Source organism: Methylobacterium sp. Leaf100, assembly GCF_001422845.1.
Taxonomy (GTDB): domain Bacteria; phylum Pseudomonadota; class Alphaproteobacteria; order Rhizobiales; family Beijerinckiaceae; genus Methylobacterium.
The window spans coordinates 1-4,427 of record NZ_LMMW01000046.1 but is presented as its reverse complement, the minus strand read 5'-3'; the positions used below and the strand labels follow the sequence as shown (position 1 = coordinate 4,427).

At 55.9% G+C, this 4,427-nt stretch carries 3 protein-coding genes; 2 read left to right on the top strand and 1 reads right to left on the bottom strand.

Features of this window, described 5'->3' with window-relative positions; translation table 11 throughout:
* Nucleotides 1-1,077 (top strand): hypothetical protein (locus ASF25_RS22965; protein ID WP_210168829.1); only part of this gene is annotated, 1,077 nt, incomplete at its 5' end.
* 67 nt (nt 1,078-1,144) lie between these two features.
* Here ASF25_RS22965 and ASF25_RS17380 read toward each other — a convergent pair.
* Nucleotides 1,145-2,344, bottom strand: a complete 1,200-nt coding sequence (locus ASF25_RS17380; RefSeq protein ID WP_056306160.1) for an IS256 family transposase — start codon at nt 2,342-2,344, stop codon at nt 1,145-1,147.
* 321 nt (nt 2,345-2,665) lie between these two features.
* Here ASF25_RS17380 and ASF25_RS22960 point away from each other — a divergent pair, with 321 nt between their 5' ends.
* Nucleotides 2,666-4,126, top strand: a complete 1,461-nt coding sequence (locus ASF25_RS22960) for a hypothetical protein (protein WP_162239275.1) — start codon at nt 2,666-2,668, stop codon at nt 4,124-4,126.
* Nucleotides 4,127-4,427: the final 301 nt, after the last annotated feature.

Here is a 4,427-nt window from a genome sequence, read left to right as displayed (position 1 = left end):
AACCGAGCGGATCAGTGCCGTCCGCTCGCCCTGCCATCGTCACACGACCGACGATGCACTAACTTCAAACCTGGGCCACTGAATGGGGGCAGGCCAATTACGGTCGAAGACCACCTCGTTCTCCACGGCGTCCTGACCCAGGATGTGATCAAACGTGACGGCAAGCATTTGCTGATTGACGTCGATCAAGCAGAGACAATCCTCGCCCGCTACCGAAAGAGCATCACCCTTCGCGAGGCAACGGCCATCCTCGGGCTTGGTCCACGCCAGGGCATTCAGGCCGCTCGGGACGGGCTAATCCAACCGATCCTGAACAAAGCGCACTATGGTCGTATGGTGCCGACTTATGATCGAAGCAGCATCGAATTGTTTCGCGACCGCTTTTTGGATAAGGCGCGATTACTGTCGGAGAGCAGCGGCTCATTCGTGACAATCGATAAGGCTGTCATGATGGCCAACATTGGTCTCTGTGAAATGCTTCGTATGATTTTGGACGGAAAAGTCCGAGGTCTGAGCATCAATCCGAATCTGCCAGGTGTGAGGGGGATCCTCATTTCCGAGAGCTGGGTCAAAGCATTGATGCGTCAGAACAGAGCCAGTTGTCTACCTCGCAAGCAGGCGGCAAAAATTTTGCACGTCGAAGACTGTGCAATTACGCATCTGCTTCAGCTCGGAGTTTTGAACCAGCCAGTCCAAGATGCTGACGATCCTGCAAAGAGCAACGCATCTGGCCTCGATGAGAAATGCTTTGCGAGCTTTCGCAGCTTATACGTTTCTGCGAGCGAAATCGCAAAAGAATATTGTGTGATACATACTCAAGTCATTGTCGGTTTCCGGGTCCTTGGACTTACTCCGTCCTTCGACCCCAAGCGGATCGAAGCTTACATCTACGACCGTGCTGCGGCTCAGAGCATTGTAGAGCAGGAACTAAAGACTCCAATGGGCGAGGAAGCCCTGCGTGCGGCATGTCAGAGGAACAGCAAAAACGCACGTGTCGCGGCGAAGGCTGTCACGGTGGTGAAGCGGTTGCGCAAGGCTTTCGAGGCGACAGATCACAAGCATCATGGCTTGACGTGAGGGTCGGTCCCCTGGTGTGGTGTAGCTCGGTGGGGGCCACCACGATCGCCGGCTCGGGCCGGGAGGGTCAGGTTGCCAGGGTGGGCAGGCTGACGAGGGGATCATCGCTGATTGGAGCGATGCTTTCCAGGGTCATGTAGCGGGAGCGCCGGACGGCCCACTCGTCATTCTGTTCGAGGAGGATTGCGCCGACGAGACGCGTGATGGCCGCTTCGTTGGGGAAGATGCCCACCACCTCGGTCCGGCGCTTGATCTCACCGTTCAGGCGCTCCAGCGGGTTCGTGGAGTGGAGCTTGACCCGGTGAGCGGTCGGAAAGCCCATGTAGGCCAGCACGTTGGGTTCGGCCGTGTCCATCAGGGTCGCGAGCTTGGGCACCTTGGGCCGGAGCTGATCGGCGACCTTGCGCCACTGCACCTTGGCGGCGTCCGCGTCGTCCTGAGCAAACGCGGTGGCGATGAAGGCCGAGACGACCCGGCGGCCCGAGCGGCCGGCATGGGCGAGCACGTTGCGCATGAAATGCACACGGCAGCGTTGCCAGGTCGCGTTCATCACCTTGGCCACCGACGCCTTGATGCCCTCGTGCGCGTCCGAGATCACAAGCTTGACCCCGCGCAGGCCCCGGCGGGCGAGCTTGCGCAGGAAGGCGGTCCAGAACGTCTCGGCCTCGGAGGACCCGACGTCCATGCCGAGCACCTCGCGCCGGCCGTCGGTGTTCACGCCGACCGCTACGATCACCGCCACCGAGACGATGCGGCCGGCCTCGCGCACCTTCACGTAGGTCGCGTCGATCCAGAGATAGGGCCATTCCCCCTCGATGGGGCGGTCGAGGAACGCACCCACGCGCTCGTCGATCTCTTGGCAAAGCCGGCTGACCTGGCTCTTCGAGACGCCCGTGCCGCCCATGGCTTGGACGAGATCGTCCACCGAACGGGTCGAGATGCCCTGGATGTAGGCTTCTTGGATCACTGCCGTGAGCGCCTTCTCAGCCATCCGCCGCGGCTCCAGGAAGCCGGGGAAGTAGCTGCCCTTGCGCAGCTTCGGGATGCGCAGTTCGACCGTGCCGGCCCGGGTCTGCCAGTCCCGGTCGCGGTAGCCGTTGCGCTGGACCAGTCGCTCGGCGCTCCTCTCGCCGTGGGCCGCGCCGGTCAGGCCGCCCACCTCCAGTTCCATAAGGCGCTCGGCTGCAAAGCCGATCATCTCGCGCAGCAAGTCTGCATCGGCGCTCTTCTCCATGAGGCCGCGCAGGGTCATCATCTCGTCGGTCATCGGGGAACTCTCGGGGGCGGGGTTGGCTGTCGCAACCCGACCCTACCCGGCAATCGCCGATGACCACCCGTCAGCTACACCACTGCCTGGGACACGACCTGACGTGAGTCATAACAGGTCTGATTGGGCACAAGTGCGAGGCCCCACTTCCCAGTCACGTATCCCCCTTTGCCTACAATGCGGAGAGCTCTCAACATTCTGAATTGGGTCTATGATTCAAATATCGAATGTGATTCATTGAGAGAATCACCAATTGGGAACGGGGGATATATGTCGCGGTGTCTCCAGCCAGCCCTAACATTTGTCAAATTCACACGGGTGATGGCTTTCGCTTTTGGTGCCTCAGGGATAGCGGGCGCAAGCTTTGCACAGGATGCCTCCGCAAATGCGCCGCAATCGCCGACCGATCCAGCGTCGGAATCGCAACACTGTGGAGGCATCTCGACCCAAGAGTTGCTGCGGCGTTCTTATAATTTTCAAGATGCAACGGCACGAAAACCCCCGATAGAGATTTCCGTCGCCTTGTACAGGCCTGATACGTACCAAAATATTGGAGAAGCTGATGCTTCGGTCAATGTAGGAGCTAGCCTCAAACGAGCACCTGAAGGCGGCCCTATCATCATACGCTTAAACAAGCCGGGCTCCGTAACGGACTCCGAGTGGCAAAACTCATCGGTCTATGGCGCTGCCCAGGCGGAACAAGTCGATGTGGACGGAAGTGTGAAACGTGTGCTCCGCGTTCAGATGCCTGTTCGCGAAAAGACAAAAGACCATTTGCTGATCGATGCCTTGATGCCGGAAGCAGGTAGAGATCTAACAAATAGAAGATGGACAATTATCCCTATAATTTGCGGTGGGCCGTCAAATAGAGTTCTTGGGTATGGATCTGCATCTGTCTTATCTGTTTCTGTTTCAAGAGCTTGGACGATAGCTATTTTGGGGACGCTCGCCTTTTGGTTTGTAATTTCGGCTGCTGCATGGCAGCTGAATCGTAAGAAGCTCGAGGATCTGTGGGGAAAATACGGCGGCGCTTGGCAAGAACGATTTCCCGAGCGATGGCAGGGCGCAGCAAAAATACTTTGGAAAGTTGGAGAAGCAGGAAATCCGGTTTTCATTTCTCAGGATAGCCTGGGATTCGGTAGTCTTGCGAGATTTCAGATATTGTTATTCACAACAGTTGTTGGCTGTGTTTTATTGTACGTTTTTATGCATAGCGGCATTTTGTCAAATATTTCTGATACAGTTCTGCTTCTTCTTGGGGTTACTGTTGGAGGTGGAACGTTGGCCCGAGCGACAGGAGATTGGGTTGGTATATCGCTTGCCAGCCGACGGCTATTGATTGGTGCAAAGATCTTGGTTACTCAGCAGGATAAGCCGCGCTGGTCTGATCTATTTGAAACACAGGGGGAGATGGATGTTGCAAAGATCCAGGCGCTTTTATTTACCATTTTAATATCGATTAGTATTTTTTCCAGTGGCAACACGGGATTAAACTCTTTTGATGTTCCCCAGCAGATCGTTTATTTAGCGTTACTTAGTCAGGGAACCTATATCATAGGCAAAATCATTCCCGCTGATACACGCAGGAGAATGGAAGATGATTTGGCGGGTCTGCGTAAGGCCGCATTGGACCTCCTTGCAAGACCTGGAGATGCTCAGCTCCAGCAAGCATATAATCAAGCTCAGAACGCTGCCAAAGTCACACTAGAGCAGACTTATGTCGAACGCTTCGATGGCAACAGGTTCGACGTTGTGACAGCTGATCCAGCAAGAGTTCTGTGAAATCAGTTTCTTGAGCAAAGGCATTCAATTGCCCGCGGTATATATAAGTAATCTTTCTAAGATTGGTAGTACTTTTGATTAGTAGTAGGTTGTCGTTCGAAGGCGAGATTCATTTGCAGGAGACCTCTAGATATCCTATTCCGCGCGGGGTGTGTCGTGATTCCCTGACGCTGTAGCGTTGGTGAGACTTGGGAGGAGCACTCTAGAGGCTGTTATGGACCTATGACGGCTGGATTCCAGATGAAGGGGCATGACCTCTTCACGCAAAGCCTACCCGTCCGACGTCTCCGATGACGAATGG

Bases quoted from the DNA above. Each gene is read 5' to 3' on its own strand.
- ASF25_RS17380 (WP_056306160.1), bottom strand. From the start codon at position 2,344: ATGACCGACGAGATGATGACCCTGCGCGGCCTCATGGAGAAGAGCGCC.
- ASF25_RS22960 (WP_162239275.1), top strand. From the start codon at position 2,666: ATGGCTTTCGCTTTTGGTGCCTCAGGGATAGCGGGCGCAAGCTTTGCA.